The organism is Adlercreutzia sp. CNCM I-6207 (assembly GCF_977072305.1).
The window spans coordinates 70,333-89,217 of the sequence record NZ_CDRVLZ010000012.1 but is presented as its reverse complement, the minus strand read 5'-3'; the positions used below and the strand labels follow the sequence as shown (position 1 = coordinate 89,217).

Annotated in this window: 17 protein-coding genes and 1 tRNA gene; 14 read left to right on the top strand and 4 right to left on the bottom strand. The window is 65.4% G+C overall.

The features are described from left to right. Positions 1 to 326: 326 nt before the first annotated feature. From ACW4QM_RS07610 to ACW4QM_RS07555, 12 genes are all read left to right on the top strand, one after another. The gene (locus ACW4QM_RS07610) at positions 327 to 2,759 is read left to right on the top strand and encodes a bifunctional serine/threonine protein kinase/MFS transporter (RefSeq protein WP_114540405.1); all 2,433 of its coding nucleotides are present in this window, start codon (positions 327 to 329) and stop codon (positions 2,757 to 2,759) included. Positions 2,760 to 2,857: 98 nt separating this feature from the next. Beyond that, positions 2,858 to 3,052, top strand: coding sequence for a DUF6724 family protein (locus ACW4QM_RS07605; RefSeq protein ID WP_022741115.1), 195 nt, complete (start codon positions 2,858 to 2,860; stop codon positions 3,050 to 3,052). Positions 3,053 to 3,221: 169 nt separating this feature from the next. Beyond that, positions 3,222 to 4,517, top strand: a complete 1,296-nt coding sequence (gene serS / locus ACW4QM_RS07600) for a serine--tRNA ligase (protein WP_041714699.1) — start codon at positions 3,222 to 3,224, stop codon at positions 4,515 to 4,517. A 6-nt stretch (positions 4,518 to 4,523) separates the two neighbouring features. Next, complete coding sequence (locus tag ACW4QM_RS07595) at positions 4,524 to 5,369, top strand: hypothetical protein (RefSeq protein ID WP_455798342.1); 846 nt, start codon at positions 4,524 to 4,526, stop codon at positions 5,367 to 5,369. Next, positions 5,362 to 5,763: a cyanophycin synthetase family protein gene (locus tag ACW4QM_RS07590; protein WP_114540407.1), complete on the top strand. Its 402-nt coding sequence runs from the start codon at positions 5,362 to 5,364 to the stop codon at positions 5,761 to 5,763. Before ACW4QM_RS07595 ends, ACW4QM_RS07590 begins: the two co-directional genes overlap by 8 nt. A 1-nt stretch (position 5,764) precedes the next feature. Beyond that, positions 5,765 to 7,201 (top strand): aminotransferase-like domain-containing protein, encoded by a 1,437-nt coding sequence (locus ACW4QM_RS07585; protein WP_022741101.1) that lies wholly within the window; start codon positions 5,765 to 5,767, stop codon positions 7,199 to 7,201. Positions 7,202 to 7,241: 40 nt separating this feature from the next. After that, complete coding sequence (locus tag ACW4QM_RS07580) at positions 7,242 to 8,243, top strand: D-alanine--D-alanine ligase family protein (RefSeq protein WP_114549190.1); 1,002 nt, start codon at positions 7,242 to 7,244, stop codon at positions 8,241 to 8,243. Between the two features lie 157 nt (positions 8,244 to 8,400). Further along, entirely contained in the window at positions 8,401 to 8,973 is a 573-nt protein-coding gene (locus ACW4QM_RS07575) for a YtxH domain-containing protein (RefSeq protein ID WP_114549189.1), read from the top strand. A 3-nt stretch (positions 8,974 to 8,976) separates the two neighbouring features. Then, positions 8,977 to 9,795 (top strand): PRC-barrel domain-containing protein, encoded by an 819-nt coding sequence (locus ACW4QM_RS07570; RefSeq protein ID WP_114549188.1) that lies wholly within the window; start codon positions 8,977 to 8,979, stop codon positions 9,793 to 9,795. Positions 9,796 to 9,949: 154 nt separating this feature from the next. Then, the gene (locus tag ACW4QM_RS07565) at positions 9,950 to 10,729 is read left to right on the top strand and encodes a TVP38/TMEM64 family protein (RefSeq protein WP_455798341.1); all 780 of its coding nucleotides are present in this window, start codon (positions 9,950 to 9,952) and stop codon (positions 10,727 to 10,729) included. A gap of 149 nt (positions 10,730 to 10,878) precedes the next feature. After that, positions 10,879 to 11,826 (top strand): beta/alpha barrel domain-containing protein, encoded by a 948-nt coding sequence (locus ACW4QM_RS07560; RefSeq protein WP_114540411.1) that lies wholly within the window; start codon positions 10,879 to 10,881, stop codon positions 11,824 to 11,826. A 202-nt stretch (positions 11,827 to 12,028) separates the two neighbouring features. After that, a complete protein-coding gene (locus tag ACW4QM_RS07555; RefSeq protein ID WP_114540412.1) occupies positions 12,029 to 12,538 on the top strand; it encodes a GNAT family N-acetyltransferase in 510 nt (169 codons plus the stop codon). Between the two features lie 56 nt (positions 12,539 to 12,594). Here the strand turns inward: ACW4QM_RS07555 and ACW4QM_RS07550 are convergent. Further along, positions 12,595 to 12,678 (bottom strand) — tRNA-Leu (locus tag ACW4QM_RS07550). A 105-nt stretch (positions 12,679 to 12,783) separates the two neighbouring features. Beyond that, positions 12,784 to 14,247, bottom strand: coding sequence for a sodium-dependent transporter (locus ACW4QM_RS07545; RefSeq protein WP_114540413.1), 1,464 nt, complete (start codon positions 14,245 to 14,247; stop codon positions 12,784 to 12,786). Positions 14,248 to 14,339: 92 nt separating this feature from the next. Between ACW4QM_RS07545 and ACW4QM_RS07540 the strand changes: the two genes are divergently transcribed. Next, the gene (locus tag ACW4QM_RS07540; protein ID WP_147270661.1) at positions 14,340 to 15,953 is read left to right on the top strand and encodes an Mbeg1-like protein; all 1,614 of its coding nucleotides are present in this window, start codon (positions 14,340 to 14,342) and stop codon (positions 15,951 to 15,953) included. 2 nt (positions 15,954 to 15,955) lie between these two features. Here ACW4QM_RS07540 and ACW4QM_RS07535 read toward each other — a convergent pair whose 3' ends face one another. Next, positions 15,956 to 16,456: a nitroreductase family protein gene (locus ACW4QM_RS07535; protein WP_114540415.1), complete on the bottom strand. Its 501-nt coding sequence runs from the start codon at positions 16,454 to 16,456 to the stop codon at positions 15,956 to 15,958. Between the two features lie 215 nt (positions 16,457 to 16,671). Continuing rightward, complete coding sequence (gene lysA / locus ACW4QM_RS07530) at positions 16,672 to 18,027, bottom strand: diaminopimelate decarboxylase (RefSeq protein ID WP_114540416.1); 1,356 nt, start codon at positions 18,025 to 18,027, stop codon at positions 16,672 to 16,674. Positions 18,028 to 18,268: 241 nt separating this feature from the next. Between lysA and ACW4QM_RS07525 the strand changes: the two genes are divergently transcribed. Then, complete coding sequence (locus ACW4QM_RS07525; protein ID WP_114540417.1) at positions 18,269 to 18,664, top strand: molybdenum cofactor biosynthesis protein MoaE; 396 nt, start codon at positions 18,269 to 18,271, stop codon at positions 18,662 to 18,664. Positions 18,665 to 18,885: the final 221 nt, after the last annotated feature.

Genomic DNA, 18,885 nt, shown 5'->3' with positions numbered 1-18,885 from the left:
TCGAGAACCACAGATCCAGCGCATCCTGCTTGGCCCTCTTGTCGTACATTCGAACTCCCTTCCGGACACCTGGGTGTCCAACTTGGAGTCCGCACCCCCTCAAAAACTCACAACTCGACTTTTTGACCAAAAATGGAAAAAAGTTTGTCGTGCTTGGGGCTCCTGGCGGTGACAAGGCTTCCCAGTTGCCAGGTTGGAGCTCTGGCGCGCCCGTCCCCTGCGGTGCGCTTCCCGCGAAACCGCCATCGCATGGGCGATGTCTCAATGGTAGAATGGCCACACCTCGAAAACACTCCTGAAACGTACCCAAGAGAGGTTTTGCCCCTATGGCACGATCCCCCCTCATACTCGATCGCTATCGCGTCATCGACCAGGCCGGCTCCGGCGGTTACGGCACGGTGGTGCACGCTTTCGACACGCATCTCAAGCGCGATGTGGCTATCAAGTGCATCGAGCTTTCCGAAGACGAGCTGGCCGCTGCTCGCCTCGAGGCTCTCGAGGCGCGCATGGCGGCGGATTTGGAAGAGGTAGAAGCAGGGGCATCGGGCGCCGAGACGGGGGTCGCTGGTCGGAATGCGGGCCCGGGTGCAGTCTCGGCCGCCGGTGCAGGCATGGGTGCCACCGCGGGCGATCCTGCTGGCAGCTCGTCGGCGGCCGCCTTCCCCGCCGACCCCGATTTCCTGGCGGCCCGCGACGAGCGCCGTCGGCGCCGGTCCGCGACCGCGGTGTCCCGGTGCGCCGCCGAGGGGGTGCCGCCCTGGGAGGACTGGGACGACTTCGGTGATCCTGACGATGACTCTGTCGATGTCGCTGGTGCAGATGATTTTGATGCTGAGGCAGCCGAAGACGAATGGGGGGACTCCCTCATTCCCTGGAACGCCTCCACGACCGACTTCGCCGGTCGGCGGCGCGGGCCGGCGCGCCTCACGGGTCGGGTGAGCCGCAAGACGCGCCACGCCCCCGAGGTGCTCTATGAGCCGCAGACTGTGGTGGAAGAGGCGCCCGATGCTACCGGGGCCACCCCCGATGCCGAATCGGTGGACGTGCGCCATCTGCGCGGCGTGCGCGCCTCGCGGGTCATCGCCGAAGAGCCCGAACCCGACGCCGAAGACGAGCTGGATCTGTTCGAGCACATCCCCGGCTTGGAGGAGGCTCGCTCCGTCGCGAAGCTGTCCGATACGAATATCGTCACCGTGTACGACTGCGCCGTGGAAGGCAGCAGCGCCTACGTGATCATGGAATACGTCGAGGGCAAGACGCTCGCGCAAATCATCGATGAGGTGGACGACGATATCACGCTGGATGTGGTGGCCGCCGTGTTTTCGGCCGTCTCCCATGCCCTGGAGGTGGCCCACGGCGAGCACACCCTGCATCTGGATATCAAGCCGGAAAACGTCATCGTGAACGGCAAGGGCCAGGCCAAGGTGGCCGATTTCGGCCTGGCTGCCCTCATGGACGCTACGGGATCGGGCACCACGGGCGGCGGCACCATCGGCTACATGCCTTTGGAGCAGATGCGCCAGGAGCCGCTCGATGTACGCACCGACGAGTGGGCCCTGGCGAGCCTCACCTACGAGATGCTCACCGGCTCGAACCCGTTTTTCGCCGATGATCTGGACGCGGCGGAGGAGGCCATCGAAGAGGCGGAGCTCGTGCTGCCGTCGCTGTGCTGGGACGAGCTGGACGCCGAGGCTGACGAGGTCATGTTCGCCGCTCTCGACCCCGACATGGACGAGCGCTACGAGGATGTGGCCGCCTTCTCGGCCGCGCTTTCGCCCTATCTGGGCAACGCCAAGAAGGGCAAGCGGGTGCTCGCCGACATCGTGAATGGGAAGATGGAAGAGCCGGCTGCCGAGGAGCCGGAGCGCGTTTGGGAGCCGCTGCCCCCGCTCGTCGACCGCCTGGGGCTGCGCGGCGCCGCCATTGTGGGCCGTATCGTGGCCGCTGCGGCTGTGGCGTTGCTGGCGGCGGCGGGCATGGCGAACCTGCATCTTACTCCGGGTTCTGCCATGGGACTCGCCACCGATGCCCCCATTGCCTACGGGGTGGTGATCGCCGTATGTGCTTTAGTGGCTGTCATCAGGCCTTCCATCGGCGTCCTGTTCGGTTACGGGGCCTTTGTGGTGGGGCTTGCCGGCGCGGGCGCCTGGGTGCCGGCGGTGCTGCTCACCGCGGCTACGGGCGCGTGGTGGTACTTTGTCGGGCGCCGCGGCACCGCCCAGGCGGTCTCGGCGCTCATGCAGCCGCTGTTCGGCTCCGTGGGTTTCGCGGCGGCCTCGCCGGTGACGTGCGGCGTGCTGCTGCCGGTGCTGCAATCGGTCATCACGGCGGCCTTCGCCTTCGCGAGCGCCCTCATCATGGCCGGCTGCGGCTCGGTCGACATCATGAACTGGGACGCGGTCATGCACCTCGGCTTCTCGAGCAACCCGGCGGCAGGGTGCCTGGCGGTGGCGTCGCAGCCGGCCACCTGGGTCATAGGTGCAAGCTGGATCGCCGCTGCGGGCCTTTACAGCCTCTTGTGCGTGCGCGGCACCCGCGCCTTCGATATCGCCGGTTCGGTGGTGGCAGCCGCGGTGCTCATGCTCGGTGCGTGCGCGGCGGCCCATCTCGCTTCCTTCGGCGGCTCGTGGCTGCCCGCTCCGGCGGCGCTGCTCGGAGCGCTGGTGCCCGGCGTTCTCGGCATCTTGGCCGCGGTTATGAGCATTCCCGATCGCGCCCGCTGGGCCGAAGAAGAATGGTATGTGGAAGAAGAGAAGTAGGCCACTTCCCTGCAGGTCATAGTATACTGACAGCACTAATGACGAACCCACCTGCCGCGGCGCGAGCGGCGTAGGCGAAGAAGGCGAGATAGCGACCTATGAACATCGAAGAGCTGTACCATTTTCTGTTCGAGACCATGCCCGGCATCGGCATTCTGGTCGGTGGCGGTCTTGTGATCAGCATCATCGTGTGCTTCATTCTGGAGCGCAAGACGCGCAAGCAGTTCAAGAACCACGAGAAGACCGAGGACGACTGGTCGCTGTTCGATGACGACGAGGACGAAAGCGAATAGCTTCGCCCCGGCCGCGCGAAAACCCTCAGCCTGACTTCTGCCCGCCTGCGCCCGCCGCACCCGAAGACTTCCCGCCCGCGTCAGCGGGCGGTGCTATACTGGGCCGCATTGAAAACCGCCGGACTGCCGGCGCCTAAGGCAACCGATCATTGTGAAAGTGAGCCGCCCCATGTTGGACATCAAGTACGTACGCGAGCACCTCGACGAGGTTGCCGAGACGATGAAGAACCGCCACGCCTCCTTCGACCCGGAGCAGTTCACCGCCCTTGATGTGCAGCGCCGCGAGGTCATCGCCGAGGAGGAGGCCCTGCAGGCCGAGCGCAACAAGCTTTCGAAGGAGATCGGCGCGCTCATGGGCCAGGGCAAGACCGACGAGGCCAACGCCACCAAGGAGACCGTCCGCCAGATCAACGAGAAGCTCACCGCCCTGGGCGATGCCCGCGCCGAGGCCGAGGCCGCCATGGACGCGCTCATGCTCTCCATTCCGAATATGGTGGACGCCACCACGCCGGTGGGCGAGGACGAGAACGACAATCCCGAGGTGCGCCGCTGGGGCACGCCCCGCGATTTCGCCGCCGAGGGCTTCGAGCCGCAGGCCCATTGGGATTTGGGGCCGGCCCTGAACATCATCGATTTCGAGCGCGGCGTGAAGCTGGCCGAGAGCCGCTTCTACGTGCTCGGCGGCGCCGGCGCCCGTCTCGAGCGCGCGCTCATCGCCTTCATGTTGGATCAGCACACCTCCCGCGGCTACAAGGAGTGGTGGGTGCCGGCGCTCGCCAACGCCGCCACGCTCACGGGCACGGGCCAGTTGCCGAAGTTCGAGGAGGACCTCTTCCACACCACCGAGGGCCTCTACCTCATCCCCACGGCCGAGGTGCAGCTGACGAATCTGCACGCCGGGGAAGTGCTCGACGCCGATTCGTTGCCGCTGCACTACTGCGCCTTCACCCCGTGCTTCCGCGAGGAGGCGGGCAGCGCCGGTCGCGATACCCGCGGCATCATTCGCGTGCACCAGTTCTCCAAGGTGGAGATGGTGAAGTTCGCCACACCCGAGACCGGTTTCGACGAGCTGGAATCCATGGTGGAAGACGCCGAGAACATCCTGCAGCAGCTGAAGCTGCCCTATCGCGTCATCAGCCTGTGCACCGGCGACATCGGGTTCTCCTCCGCGAAGACCTACGACGTGGAAGTGTGGCTGCCCAGCTACGGCGCCTACAAGGAGATCTCCTCCTGCAGCTGCTGCACCGATTTCCAGGCCCGTCGCGCCAACATCAAGTACCGCGACCCGGCCAACTTCAAAGGCAGCCGCTTCGTGTACACCCTGAACGGGTCGGGCCTGGCCGTGGGCCGCACCATGGCCGCCGTCATCGAGAACTACCAGAATCCCGACGGTACCATCACGGTGCCCGAGGTGCTCGTTCCCTATATGGGCGGCAAGACGGTGATCGGGCCGGAAGAGGTCTAAAGAGCCATGGAAGAGCAGTCGCCGGCGGCGGCCGCGCCGACCGGTTCCGGCGGCCGGCCGCCTGCCGAGGGTCGTCTCCGCTCCGCTGCGACGACAGCCGCCACGGCGACGGCGCAGAAGCCGTCGTCTCGTCGCGCGGCGTCGTCCGGTGAAGGCGATGGCGGCCGCGAAGTGCGGAGGGGGAGGGGAGGCCGTTCGAACACTGCGCCTTCTCGCAAGCGCCGCCATCCGGTGCGGGTGGCGGTGGTGTCCGTAGTTATCGTTGTCGTGCTGCTTGTCGGTGCGGCGGCGGGCGGATTCGCGTGGCTCCGCTGGTTCTCCGAGGACGATGCGGCCGATTTCGCGGGCACCTGGTATTTGGCCGGCACGGCTACGCCCATCACCATCACCGAGGATCGCATCCAGCTGACTGATGATGTGTCCTACCGTTATGCGCTGAACGACCAGGATAAAACCTTCGAGCTATCCTTCGGCAACTTGAAGGGCGGCGGCCGCTACCGATTTTCGCTCGATCGCAACCAGCTGGCTCTGGTGGATGGCGACTTCTCGGCGGCCGACACCTTGGGCGACGATATCGCCTGGACGCTGCGCGCGCTGACCGAGTCCGCTCAGGGGCGCGTGCTGGCTCCGGAGGAGGAGGCCAAGGGCGTCACGCTGCTGAGCCGCACGCCCACGGGAACGCCGTCGCTTCCCGAGGCGACTGACACGCCCGAGGCCACGGCTGGCGAAGATGCCAAGGCCGACACCGGTGATGGCTCGAAATCCGGCAACGACGACGGCGGCGCAGAGCCCGACAAGGCCGATGCCACGCCGGCCCCCGACACCTCGGACAAAGCTGACGACCGTGCCTAGGCTCGCCGTCGAGCGCATTGCCTTCGAGCGCGATCGCATGGCCCTGCTCGTGCGCGTGCCCGAGGGCGCGGATGCCTCTTTGGGCACGTGCGGCGCCGATCGGCTGCTTGCCGCGCGCCCCTCCCTCGCCTTCCACACCTGCTTGAATGACGAGGACGCCCCCTTTGCCGAGGTGCTCGCCCGCACGTCGCTGCCTCACGCGCTGGAGCATCTGGTCATCGATTTGCAGGCTGCGAACCCCGCTTGCGCCTCCGATGCCACGTTTGTAGGTACGACGGAATGGCTCTCGAAGCGGGACGGTTTGGCCCGTGTTACAGTAAACTTTACCGATGACCTCATCGCATTGGGCGCCCTGAAGGACGCCTTGGCGCTTCTGGAAGGGACGGTTGAATAAGATGTCGTCAGCTCACATCACCTTCGACACCACCGGCGACAAGATCGCCCGACGCGTGCGCAAGATGCGCCCGTCGGCCGTGCGCAACCTGTTCGCCGCCGCTACGCGCGACGATGTAATCTCGCTGTCGGGCGGCATGCCCGCTGTGTCGCTTCTGCCCGAGGAGGACATTCGCCGCGCCACGCTGGCCGCCATTGAGAGCCCCGAGGCCCGCGCAGTATCGCTGCAGTACGGCCCCACCGACGGGCTCGCCGGGCTGCGCGCGGTGCTCGCCGACATGATGCGCGATCTGGGCATCCGCGTGAAGGCCGACCAGGTGCTCGTCACCACGGGCGCCCAGCAGGCCCTAACGCTCATCGCCGAGGCTTTCATCGACCCCGACGACATCATCATTACCGAGGGCCCCACCTATCTGGGGGCGCTGCAGGCCTTCTCCGCCTTCGAGCCCGATGTGCGCGCGATCCCCTTCGACGAGGACGGCATGCGCATGGATCTCCTGGAAGAGGAACTCAAGCGCATCGGCAAGGACAACCCGCGCCTGAAGTTCTGCTACACCATCCCGAATTTCCAGAACCCCGGCGGCGTCACCATGACGGCCGAGCGCCGGCGCCGCCTGCTCGAGCTGGCCCATGAGTACAACTTCATGGTGGTGGAAGACGATCCTTACGGCCGTCTCCGCTACGACGGCGGCCACCAGGTGCCCCTGAAGGCCATGGACGATTCGGTCATTTACCTGGGCACGATTTCGAAGATGCTGGGGCCGGGGCTGCGCACGGGCTGGATTGCCGCGCCTGAGGCCGTGCTCGCCCGCATCAACCTGGTGAAGCAGGGTGCCGATTTGTGCGGCAGCGCCTTCGACCAGCTGGTCGTGCAGCACTACTTTGCCGATGTCGCCTGGCAGCGCACGCTGCAGAAGTTCATCGCGCTGTACAAGGAGCGCCGCGACGCCATGCTGGCGGCCCTCGACGAGTTCTTCCCGCCCGAGGCCACCTGGACGCATCCGGCCGGCGGCATGTTTCTCTGGATTACGCTGCCGGACTATATGGATACCGATTCGATGCTTGCCGAAGCGCTGGAGTCGGGCGTAACCTATGTGCCGGGGAATTCGTTCTTCCCCGATGGCAAAACCGGGCGCAACTCCATGCGCGTGAACTTCAGCTTCGAGACGCCCGAATCCATCACCGAGGCCATCCGACGCCTGGCGAAGGTGATCGAGGAGCGCCTCGAACTCTACCGCGTGTTCATTGAGGCCGGCGCGCTGCCCGGCTACGACAGAAAGGATGCAGCCATGGACGAGAATGCCACTTCTTGGAAGGACGTCATCGTCGATTCCGAGCAGAACGAGGAAGCGGTCATGCAGGCCCGCGAAGGCGATGCCGAGCAGATCGAGATCGCCGAGGAGAAGGTGACCGAGGCGCAGGAAGCCGCGGCAGAATAAAGGCCGCCCCCGAGGAGTTTCAACAACAAAGGAGACGTGTATGAAAGTTGCAGTGCTCATGGGAGGCAAGTCCTTCGAGCGCGAGGTGTCGCTGGCCTCCGGCAAGGTGGTGTGCGAGGCGCTGGAAGAGGCCGGCCACAAGGTGGTGCCCCTGGACACCAACGCCGATCTGGTTCCCACGCTGCGCAGCGAGCGGCCCGATGTGGTGTACAACGCCCTGCACGGCAAGCACGGCGAGGACGGCACCATCCAAAGCCTGCTGGAGTTCCTCGGCATCCCGTTCGTGGGCTCGCCGGCGAGCGTCTGCCATCGCGCTTGGAACAAGGACGCCCTGCACTCGTCGCTGGCGAAGTACCGCGACCTGACTGGCGAGGAGGGCTGCGCGTCCTGGCCCCAGGGTGTCTACCTGGCGCGCGATGCTTTCAAGGGCATGGGTGCGGCCACGGCGCTCGATATGGTGGCCGACCGCGTCATCGGCGGGTATCCAGTCTGCGTGAAGCCGGCCCACGGCGGCAGCGCCCTGGGCGTGCACAAGGTGAAAAGCCAGGAGGAGCTGGGCGAGGCGGTGCTCGATGCGCTGTCCTACGACGAGGCCGTGAACATCGAGCAGTGGGTCGATGGCGTGGAGCTTTCCGTGTCCATCCTCGGCACCGGCTGGGACGCCCACGCGCTGCCGCCGGTAGAGATTGTGGCTCGCGAGGGCTTTTACGACGCGGCGGCCCGCATGGCCGACGACGCTGTGGAGTTCTTCTGCCCCGTGCGCGACGAGTCGCTTTCCCCCAACGCGGCCGATGCCCAGGCAATCCGCGCGGAAATCGAGCGGGCGGCGCTGGAAGTCTACCGCGCCTACAGCGTGCGCGATCTCGGGCGCGTCGACCTCATCTGGGACGGCGGCGCGGCCCGCTGCTTCGAGGTGGACGTGTCCCCGGGCATGACCGAGCGCTCCCTGTTCCCCATGGCCTGCGCGGCGGCGGGGCTGTCGCTGCCCGCGGTGCTCGACACGCTCGTGAACGAGGCCTACGCCCGCGGTGCCTGTTTCTAGGTTCGCACGGACTGAGGTTTTCTCTGAGAGATTTCCTCATCTATGACGAATTACAACTTGTTTACCGTAAGGTGAGCAATGAGCAGCGAGAGCCCCCGCGCGGGGCTCTCCGCCTATAATGGGCGAACCTGATACTCTGTCGATAAAGGAGGCAGTTATGGCCAACAAATTCGGAATGTTCCTCATCGGTGGCGTCGTTGGCGCCGTTGCAGCTCTGCTGGCCGCGCCCCGTTCTGGCGCCGAGACGCGCGCCATGGTGGCTGACAAAGCCGGCGAGTTCGCGGGCAACGCCCAGCAGTGGGGCGATTCCGCCGCCGCCGGGGCCCAGCACATCTACCAGGAAGCGGCCACCAAGGGTGCCGAGGTCGTGAACAACGTGACGGCCCGTGGCCAGGAGATCGCCTCCGAGGCCGCCGCTCGCGGGGCCGATGTGGCCGCCACCATCCAGGAGGCCGCCAGCAACATCTCCCCGACGATCAACGAGAAGGGCGACGAGCTGCGCGACAAGATCGAAGCCGCCCGTCAGCGCATTGCCGATCAGGTGGCCAAGAACGCCGATGCCGACGCCGACGCCGCCGAGATCGTCAAGGACGTCGCCGAGACGGCCAAGGAAGCCGCCAAGGATGCCGCCGCCACGGCCGAGGAAGGCGCCAAGGAGACGGCCGCCGAGGTGAAGGAAGCCGCCGGCGAGGTGGCGAAGGCCGCCGAGGGCAAGAAGGACGAGAAGTAAATCATGGCCAAGCGATACGGCACCACGGGCGAGATCGTTGGAAAGCGCGTGCTTCTCGACAAGAGCACGCCGAAGAAACCTGAGGCGGTAAAGCGGCTCGGGAAGGTGCGCCACTGCGTGTTCCACCCCACCCAGCGCCGCTTTGTCGGCTTCATCGTGAAACGCCCCGACTTGCTGTGGATGTTCCGCCGCAAGGACGTGTTCGTGGCCTATAACGGCTACGACGTGGTGGACGGCCGTATCGTGGTGTCCCAGGCCCCCGAAGCCACGGGCAAAGGCGCCTGCAAGGCCATGGGCGTGAACTACGATGACTGCGTGCTGTGGGCGGGGCTGCCCGTCATAGGCGAGGACGGCACCGTGTACGGCACGGTGGGCGACGTGTCCTTCGATCCGAAGACCGGCGAGGTGCGCTCGCTCACGGTGACCCAGGGGGCCACGGCCAACGCGCTGCTCGGCGTTCGCGAGATCCCCGGGCACCTCATCCGCGGCTTCAAGCGCGGCATCGGCACGGCGCTTTCCGTGAACGGGCAGGACGAGGGGGAAGAGCCGATTTTGGGCGCCATCCTCGTGTCCGACGAGGTGGCCGAGCTTGCCGTCGAGGGTGGCCTGGCCGCGAAGGCCGGCGAGGCCACGGCCGTGGTGGCCGACCGCGCCCGCGAGACCGTAGAGGCCGTGAAGCCGGCCGTGTCCACTGCCACCAAGGCTGCGGGCAAAGCTGTGAACAAGGGGGCCTACGCCACGGGCCGCCAGATCAAGCGCGCCAGCGGCATGTTCTCCGCCTTCAAGGAGGAGTACGACAAGGCTCGCAAGGAAGACGACTAGGCCGCGCGCTGTGGGCGGGCGCTGGGCGCCGACGTTTTGGGCGCCGAGGCGCCGACCTGCGCGCCGCGGGCCTGCGGCTTACGATTTCGTCACTAAGGTAAAGAGTTCCTGAAAGCCGCCCCCGTCGTGGGGCGGCTGCATTAGACTGGAAGCCATGGAAAAGCACCCGAACAACCACCACCATTCCGAACGGCTCGAGAAGCTCGAGGCGAAGGCCCACGAGGAGAAGTCGGTCGCCGGGCATCCGATGCCTGCGGCGGACATCTTCGAGTTCGTGGGGCTCATCGCGTTCTTCGTCATCATGATCGTGGTGGTCGTGCTCGTCTGGCCCATGATCCACGAGCTGTTCGAGCCCGGCGGTGTCGACCGCGTCACCTCCGACATCCGCAACGCCGGCCCCTGGGGCTTCCTCATTCTGCTGGCAATCCAGTTCCTTCAGATCGTCGTGGCCTTCATCCCTGGCGAGGTAGTCCAGGTGGCCGCCGGTATGATTTACGGGCCTTGGGTGGGCGCGCTCATCATCTGGCTCGGCTGCATTATCTCGAGCTCGTTCATCTTCGTGCTGGTGCACAAGTTGGGCGCCCCGTTCGTCCAGGCCATGGTGCCCGAGAAGTACATGGGCAAGTTCCGCGATTGGGAGACCTCCGACAAGTTCAACGTCATCGTGTTCATCCTGTTCCTCATTCCGGGGCTGCCCAAGGACGTGTTCACCTACATCACGCCGCTCACGCACATGTCCATGAAGAACTTCGTGCTCATCTCGAACTTCGCCCGCATTCCCGGCATCGTGCTTTCCACCTACGCGGCAGCGGGGCTTGTGTCGGGCAATATCGTGGAATCGGTCATCATCTTCGCCGTGACCGCCGCTGTGGCCATCGTGGCGCTTGTCGTATACGGACGCGTGACCAAAAAGTCGAACGGCTCCGAGAAGTAATCCGTGCCGCGCCGCCTCCGTGCCAGCGCTTGGGCGCAACGAGAGGTTCTGCGCCTACTTTCTTTGTGAAAGAAGGCGCGGTCAGGCTTTGTTTCTGTACAATAAGCGCGTTATTGCAACGACTCTAACGACTCTCTAGGAGGAAACCCATGCCGAAGATCACCCGGGAAGAGGTGCGCGTTCCCGCCGACGTCATGCCCGAGGCCCGTGACGAGTACATCACCAACTACCTGAAGGCCACGCGCGAGACCGGCCGTCTCATGCTGTTCGCCTGCGATCAGAAGATCGAGCACCTGAACAAGGACTTCTACGGCGAGGGCATCGACATCGCCGATCTCGATCCGGAGCATCTGTTCAAGATCGGCTCCGAGGGCGTGTGCGGCGTGCTCGCCGGCCAGCGCGGGCTGGTGGCCCAGTACGCGGCCGACTACCCGGAGATCAACTACCTCATCAAGATGAACTCCAAGACCAACCTCGTCGGCACCAAGCAGGAGGATCCCTACTCCCCGCAGCTGTACGATTTGGACGCCGTGCTGGCCATGAAGGAGGCCGGCGTGAACATCGTGGGCCTCGGCTACACGATCTACCTCGGCTCCGAGTACGAGGCCACCATGATGGCCGAGGCGGGCGAGCTCATCGCCCAGGCCCATGCCAACGGCCTCATCGTCGTGCTGTGGATCTACCCTCGCGGCAAGGCCGTGACCGCCGAGAAGGATCCCGACCTCATCGCCGGTGCCGCCGGCGTGGCTCTCTGCCTTGGCGCCGACTTCGTGAAGGTGAACCCGCCGAAGCCCGAGGACGGCCGCACTCCGGCCGAGGCCCTGAAGGTGGCCTCCACCGCCGCCGGCCGCACGGGCCTCGTGTGCGCGGGTGGCTCCACTGTGGATGCCGAGACCTTCCTCACCCAGCTGTATGACCAGATTCACGTGGGCGGTGCCGACGGTAACGCCACGGGTCGCAACATTCACCAGCGCTCCCTGGACGAGGCGGTGCGCCTGACCAAGGCCATCTCCGCCATCACCTTGGCCGACTGGGCCGTCGCCGACGCCCTGGCCGTGTTCAACGGCGAGAAGGACTTCACCCTGGCCGACATCTAGTCCGGTCTCGGAGCTTGTTGGCGGCATCGCGCCCAGAGCGTCCGCCAACCTCGCGTTCGATCCCGTAGGGGGCGACCTCGGTCGCCCCTTTTTTTGTCGCGCGGCATTGTGCCGCTTGCGGAGGGCTGACCAAGGTCAGCCCCTACGGAAATTGCTCCCTGCGAATATCGCTTCTTGAGAATACCATGGAAAGAAAGCCACTATGAGCACACTGGACCCATTAGCCTTGAAGGTTACCCGGCCTTACCAGGAGGACGATCTGCCGGCGATGGCGGAGATCTGGAACGAGATCGTAGAAGCGGGCAATGCCTTCCCGCAGACCGAGCCGCTGACGTTGGAAGAGGCGCGGATCTTCTTCGCCGAGCAGTCCCATACGGCCGTGGCTACGGTAGGTGGGCGCATTCGCGGGCTGTACATTCTGCATCCCAACAACATCGGGCGCTGCGGGCACGTTGCGAACGCGAGCTTCGCTGTGGCGGGGGCCAGCCGCGGCGAGGGCATTGGGCGCCTGCTCGTGGAGGACTGTCTGCGCCAAGCGGCCGCATGCGGCTTCCGCGGCCTGCAATTCAACGCCGTGGTTGCCAGCAACAAGCGGGCGCGAGCGCTCTACGAGAGCCTCGGGTTCGCGCGCATCGGCATGATTCCCGGCGGCTTCCGCAACAAAGACGACGTTTACGAGGATATGTACATCTACTATCACCCGACGGAGTAGGTCTTCGACTCAAGCATGCAGAACGGCCCCGTGGGGACGGGGCCGTTGGTTTTCGATGGTGCCCGAGGCGGGATTTGAACCCGCACACCTTTCGGCAACGGTTTTTGAGACCGTCGTGTCTGCCGTTCCACCACTCGGGCTCAGGGGCACCAGTGCAGTATAGCGGAAGGGCTCGCCAACGTCGAGGTGAAATCGGCGACGCTTAGGGAATTCCCCGAACTACGTCACGCCGCTATGCCAAGCTGCTACGCCAAACCCGCCCACATCATGATCTTGGGCACGTAGCCCATGATGAAGATGATGATAATGAGCGCGGGCAGCCCGAAGGTGAGCCAGCCGCGGGCCCAGCGCGGGAACTTCATGCCCGTGCCCGCATCGGCCTCGGCAAGGAAGTTGTCCCAGCCCCAGCCTTTGCGCGACACGCAGAACACCACGTACAGCAGACTGCCCAAGGGCAGCAGGTTGTTCGACACGATGAAGTCCTCGATGGATTGAATGTCGCCGATGCCCGGAATGGTGATGCCGGCAAGCACGTTGAAACCCAGGGCACAGGGCAGGCTCAGCACGGTGACGAGCACGGCGGTGCGGGCCAAGGCGCGCTTGCGGTCGAGATCCCACTTCTCCATGGTGAAGGTGATGAGGTTCTCGAAGACGGCGATGATGGTGGAGAGCGCCGCGAAGCTCATGAACACGAAGAACAGCGTGCCCCACAGCTGCCCCAAAGGCATCTGGTTGAACACGTTGGGCAGGGTGACGAACACGAGCGAGGGGCCCTGGTCGGGGGCGACGGCGAAAGCGAAGCAGGCGGGGAAGATGATGAGGCCCGCGAGGATGGCCACGGCGGTGTCCAGGCCGCAGATGCGCAGGGCCTCGCCCGTGAGCGAGTTCTGCTTGCCGATACGGCTGCCGAAGACCTCCATGGCCGAGATGCCGAGCGACAGCGTGAAGAACGCCTGGCCCATGGCGGCGTACACGGCGTCCCCGAAGCCGGACAGGCCGCCGGCGAACATCTTGCCGAAGTCGGGAACCAGATAGAATTCCAGACCCTCGGCGGCGCCGGGCAGCGTGACGGAGCGCACCACGAGCAGCGCCATGACGCCGAGCAGGGCGATCATCATCACTTTCGTGATACGCTCGACGCCCTTCTGCAGGCCCAAGCTGCAGACGAAGAAGCCGATGACGACGACGGCGAGCATCCAGCCCACCATCTCGGAGGGGTTGGCGAGCATGGTGCCGAAGACGCCGGCGACGCCGTCGGGGTCAAGGCCGTCGAAGGTGCCCGTGGCCATTTTCGCCATGTAGGCGAGCATCCAGCCGCAGACCGTGGTGTAGAACATCATGAGCAGCATGCAACCGATGTAGGCCCACCAGGAGAACCAGTGCCAGCGCCGCGAGGGCTGCAGGATATCGAAGGCTTGGGCGGCCGAACGCTGGGAGGCGCGGCCGACGGCGAACTCCATGACCATGACGGGCAGGCCCAAAATGACGAGGAAGATGAGATACATCAGGATGAAGGCCGCGCCGCCGTATTCGCCGGCGATGTAGGGGAAGCGCCACACGTTGCCCAGGCCGATGGCGCAGCCGGCCGAGATGAGGATGAAGCCGAGGCGGCTGGCGAAGTGCTCGCGGGGCGCGGCGACCGAAGTAGGGGCGTCGACGTTGTTGCCCGAGGCGCGGACTGGGGAAGCGGAGGGGGTGTCGGTGGTCATGGGAACCTTCCTGGTGCAGGATTCCAGATGCTTTTGCATTGGACTCCCGAGCGTTTTGAATGAAATTGCAGCGTCATTGTAGCGGAAGATAAGTGGAAAGGTCATGGTGGCGCGAGGCTGCTTTGGCAACGGCTCCGTGTCTGGTGGGGGAGGCGGCCGTGCGCGGCGCGGCGGTATCCCATAATGCAGTCATGAACGATGTGCTCACATATCTGCAAACCCAGCTGGCTACTTTCGATGAAGTGCCTTTCAATGCCGTGGATTCGGCGTTGCTCGCGCAGTTCTGCATGGCACGGGGCGAAGGCATCATGCCCCAGGTGTACCGTGCGCAGGTTTCGGGAGAGGCTGCGTTCCCGAAGGTGCGTGCGGGCCATGGGGCTTTAAGCGAGCTGCGCGGTCTGCTCGGCCGCCTGCGGGGGCGTGCGGGCGAACGTGCAGGTGAACGCGCAGGCCTGCGGGCCGCGAAGGAGGGCGCGGACGCTCGAGCCGACGATCCGCTGGTCGGCCCCCAGGGTCTTGGCGCTGCGGGGACGAAAGCGGCGAGTATGGAGAAGGTCGCGGAGCTTTCTCCGGCGGCGAGGCGGGACCGAGCCGAAATGACCCAGGATGCGACGGCGCCGCTGGATCCCGTGCGGTTCGCCGACCTTATGCGGGCCGAGCTGTTCCCTACGATGTTCTCCGGCATGCACGCGGCGCAGATGAAGCAGCAGCTGTTCTGGATGGCTGCCAGCCCGCGCTTCCGCGATCTGCTCATCTACGATCACGCAGCTGCGTTCGATGAGGCGCGCGACTTGCAGTTCGCCGCCACGACCTACGTGTGCCCCGGGCACTTCGCTTACGTGGGCTTTCGCGGCACCGATACGACGCTCACCGGGTGGCGCGAGGACTTCAACATGGCCTATCGGGCGCCGGTCGAGGCCCAGGTGCTGGCGGCCCGCTATCTGGCGGCAGTGGCCGCCGATTCGCGTCTTCCCGAGACGCTCCTGGTGGGCGGCCATTCCAAGGGCGGCAACCTGGCCGAGTACGCGGCGCTCACGGCGGCGCCGGAGGTGCAGCAGCGCATCGCGCGCCTGTACAACCACGATGGTCCCGGGTTCAAAGCCGGTTTGTTCACGGCGGCTGACTACGAGCCGCTTGCGGGCCGCATGACCAAGCAGGTGCCGGCCGATTCCATGGTGGGCATCCTCATGGGATCCTTCATGCCCGTGGAGGTGGTGCAGGCCACCGGGCGCGGCTTCGAGCAGCATTCGGTGTTCCGGTGGGTCGTAGAAGGCGCGGACGGCGAGGCGGGTCGAAGCAATGCGGAAGGTGCGCGCGATACGGGCGAGGTGCGGGATGCAGAGACTGCGCGAAACGTGAGCGGAGCGTTGAAGGCCTTCGCCACGCTCCCCGAGCTTCCCGAGCGCACGCAGCGTCGCGCTGAGGCGCTGGCTCGCTGGCTCGCCTCCCTGGACGGCAGCGAGTGCGAGGCTATGGTGAACGCGCTGTTCGCCGCTTTGAAGGCGGCCGGCATCACCGATGCCTCCCAACTCTTCGAGGGCGGCCGCGAGTGGGCGATTTTGCGCGACGGCGTGATGGGAGCGCCTGCGGAGGATCGCACGATCATGTTGAATGCCCTGCGCGGCCTCACCCGCGCCTTCAGCGACGTTACTGCCGAGCGCAACAGCGCCCGTCGCGATGCCCAGCGTAAGGCCAAGGCCGAGTGATGCTAAATCCAGTGCACGCGCGTCTCGTCGTAGCGCGTGGGGCCTTTGGGCTCCGGTTTGTGCTCGGGATGGCCCACGGCGATGAGCGCGAAGGGCGTAACGCCGCGCGGGCTTCCCAGAGCCACATCAACAGCGGCCATGCGATCCTTCTCCGGCGCGATGCCGAGCCACACGGCGCTTAGGCCCAGGTTGGCGGCCTCGATGAGGATGTTCTCCACGGAAGCGCTCATGTCGTAGGAGGCGTCTTGCGGCGCGCGCAGGCCCTCGGTGCGCTGGCGCGCCACAATGACGCAGGGGGCGAGTTTGGCCGGCGTGCCGTAGGGGCTTGAAGCGGCCAGAGCCAGACGCGTGGTCTCGTCCCGCGCGATGTAGAATTCCCAGGGCTGCTGGTTCACGGCGGAGGGGGCGGCCATAGCGGCACGCATCAGCTTCTCGATATCTCGGATGTCCACCGGCTCGTCGGTGTACTGACGGACGCTGCTGCGCAGGTAAATGGCATTCATAGGGCTTGGCCTCGATCCTGAACGTGCGGCGCAAGGCCTCGCGCCAACGGCGAGCCCCAGAGCCTCAAGGGACGAGCGGAAATGGGCATGAGGGTGGGTGCCGCTTCCCGCGATTGCCTTCACCTTAGCAAGCTGGTTTCGTTGCCAGGGTGTGAACCGTTCCTTATTACGGTTCCGCCAACCCGCCGCAATAAAACCGACAAGAAGCCGGTGCCCTACAGGTCGCGCTGGTAGAGGTCCTCGTAGGTCTCGCGGCGGGTGACCACGCGCGATGCGCCGTCGCGCACGAACACCACGGCCGGGCGGGGCTGTCCGTTGTAGTTGCTGGCCATGGTCATGTTGTAGGCACCGGTGCCGAACACGCACACGATGTCGCCGAGGTCGGCCTTCTGCAGGGGCATGTCGATGACCACGGCGTCGCCGCTCTCGCAGTGCTTGCCGCACAGCGTGACGATTTCCTCGCGGGGTTGCCCGGCTTTGTTGGCGATGGTGGGCTCGTAGTCGGCGTGATAGAGCGCCGTGCGGATATTGTCGGACATGCCGCCGTCGATGGCCACGTACTTGCGGATGCCCGGCAGCGTCTTCAAGATGCCCACGGTGTACAGCGTGACGCCGGCCGGGGCCACCAGCGAGCGGCCCGGCTCCACCAGAAGGCGCGGCAACGGCAGGTTGTGCAGCGCGCACAAATCGCGCACCGCCGAGCAGGTGACCTCGGCGAAGTCGTCGATGGAAGAGGGCTGATGCTCGGCCAAATACGCGATGCCCAAGCCGCCGCCCAAGTCCAGCTCGGTGATCTCGTGGCCGTAGGTGTCGCGGATGCGGGCCATGAACTCCACCATGACCGCCGCCGCCTCGCGGAAGGAGTGCAGCGCGAAGATCTGCGAGCCGATGTGGCAGTGCAGGCCCGCAAGGCGCACGTTCTCGGCGGCCAGCACGTCGCCGACGCACTTGAAGGCGAAGTCCTCGCGCATGGTGAAGCCGAACTTCGAGTCCTCGCAGCCGGTGCGGATGTACTCGTGGGTGTCGGCCTCCACGCCGGGGGTGATGCGCATGTACACGTCCTGCACCACGCCGAGGCGCCCGGCGATCTCGTTCACGCGGGCCAGCTCGATGCGGGAATCAAGCACGATGCGCCCCACGCCGGCGGAGATGGCCTCTTCCAGTTCGCGGGGTGTCTTGTTGTTGCCGTGGACGAACACGCGCTCCATGGGGAAGTCTACCGAGCGAGCGCAGGCCAGCTCGCCGCCGCCAGACACATCCAGGCACAGCCCCTCGGCCTCGGCGATGCGCGCCACTTCCTTGTTCAGGAACGCCTTCGACGCGTAAATGATGTCGGAGTTCTCGTAGCGGCTGCGGAAGGCCTCGCGGTAGGCCTCCATGCGGTGGCGCAGGTCGGCCTCGTCGAACACGTAGAGCGCGGTGCCCTCCTTGCGAGCCAGCTCCACCATGTCGACGCCGCCGATGAACAGGTGGTCGTCGCGCACCTCGGCGGTCTCGGGCAGCACGGCGCCCAGCTCCATAGTGGTGCGCATATCGGGCTTCTTCGTCAGGTCTGAGGCGGGCAGGGACATTTCCGCGTCCTTTCTCGGCGTGTCACGGCGCCGCGTTGCAGCAGCGCAGGTCTCTCATGATCTGGCGCCTATGGTAACAAGGCTCTGTTTCAAGTGCTTAAAATCGGCGGCCTTCCGTGTGATATTTCGGAACGAATGGCGGCGTGCGGTCGAGGTGCCAGCTCCTGTGGTATATTCTCGGCAGCAAATAATGTCGAGCGAAATGCTCTACTTTGGAATGCCCCGAACGAAAGGACGCGAAATGGCGAAGACCGAACCTTCTATCGATCAGTGGCTGCGCGAGGCTAAGGCCGATCCGGCGGCGGCCCAGTGCGGCATGTTCCTCACCCACAACGGCGTGGTGCGTATCACCCCGAAGGCCCAGGTGCGCGAAGGGGTAGAAGGCTTGGGCAAGGTGGTGGCCGTCGAGTTCTCCTATGATGCGGAGGGCCTGGCCGCCGCCGAGGCCGAGGCGCTCACTTGGCCCGGCGTCTACTATGTGCGTACCTGGCTGAACGAGGGGCGCTGTAGCGTGGGCGATTCGCTCATGTACGTGCTCATCGGTGCCGACATCCGACCCAACTGCATCGACGCACTGCAAAAGCTCGTGGGCCACATTAAGAACGAGCTCGTGGTGGAGAAGGAGATTTTCGAATAGAAGCCTTTGGCAGAGCGGGGAGAGGGCGGTTTCCCAGCCCGCTGCGCGCTTTATCCCCCTGCGAACGCGGCAAAAGAAACAGCGAAAGGAACGCACATGAGTCGGTACCATCCCGACACCACTGCTGCTGAAGTGGAAGCTGTTTCTTAACGGCCGCGTTCTCCGGGGGCGCGCAGAGGTCTGGGAAACCGCCCTCTCCCCGCTCTGATGTACGACTTCCG